Here is a 1090-nt window from a genome sequence, read left to right as displayed (position 1 = left end):
CCGGGCCGACAAGCTGCTCGGCCTCGCGCTGGAGAAGATCCGGGCCGTCGGCCTGGTCCGGGAACGCGGCCGGCAGCGCACCGACTCCACCCACGTCCTGGCCGCGGTGCGGGACCTGACCCGCCTGGAGCTCGTCACCGAGGCCATGCGCGCCGCGCTGGAGGAACTCGCCCGCCGGGCGCCGCACGAGCTGGTCGGCCTGGTCACCGAGGACTGGGGCAAGCGCTACGGCCGCGCCGCCCGGCTGGGGAAGAACCCCTCCCGGCCCAAGACCCGGATCAAGGAGACCGGCGAGGACGTCCGCCTGCTCCTGCGCTACGTCCACCGCTACCTGCCTGCCCTCGGCGACGGCGAGCAGGTCCAGGCCCTGCGTCAGGTCTTCGTGCAGAACTACTTCATCGACGCCCAGGATCGCCCGAAGTGGCGGGAGACGGGGGACGCCGGCCTGCCGCCCTCGGCCGTCGCCATCGTCTCGCCCTACGACCTGACCGCCCGCTACGCGCGCCGGGGGCAGACCCGCTGGAAGGGCTTCCTGGCGCACGTCACCGAGACCTGCGACCCGGACACGCCGAGCGTGATCACCGACGTGACCACCACCAAGGCCGCCGTTCACGACACCAAGGCCCTGCCCGGCATCCTGGCCAACCTCGACCACCGGAACCTGCTGTCGAAGGAGCACTTCGTCGACGGCGGCTACCTCTCCGTCGCGCTCAAGAAGCAAGTCGCCCGCGAGCACGGCGTCGGCCTGGTCGGACCGATCCGGGTCAGGAGCACCCGCCAGTCCCGCAAAGGCACCGTCTTCCACCGCGAAGCCTTCACCATCGACTGGGACAACGAGCAGGTCACCTGCCCGCAGGGCAAGGTGAGCCGCCGGTGGTCGACACCGCCGTCCCTCGCGCCCTACGTCAACGCCGAATTCGCCCCGGACGACTGCCGCCAGTGCCCGGTGAAGACCGCCTGCACCCGCACCGACGCCCGGAAAGTCACCTTCCTGCCGCGCGATCTCTACGACATCCAGTCCGAGTCCCGCACCGAGCAGAAGACCCAGGAATGGCTCTCGCGCTACTCGCTGCGGGCCGCCATCGAGAGC

1 protein-coding gene is annotated in these 1090 nt (G+C 71.2%); it reads left to right on the top strand.

Annotation, left to right across the window (positions count from 1 at the left end; genetic code table 11):
- Positions 1-1090 (top strand): transposase (locus ACH4C6_RS36520; RefSeq protein ID WP_398112857.1); only part of this gene is annotated, 1090 nt, incomplete at both ends.

The organism is Streptomyces sp. NPDC017943, assembly GCF_044328425.1.
In the GTDB taxonomy this organism is placed as follows: Bacteria; Actinomycetota; Actinomycetes; order Streptomycetales; family Streptomycetaceae; genus Streptomyces; species Streptomyces djakartensis_A.
Note: the sequence above shows the minus strand (reverse complement) of the source record. Positions and strands in the feature narration are given on the sequence as shown.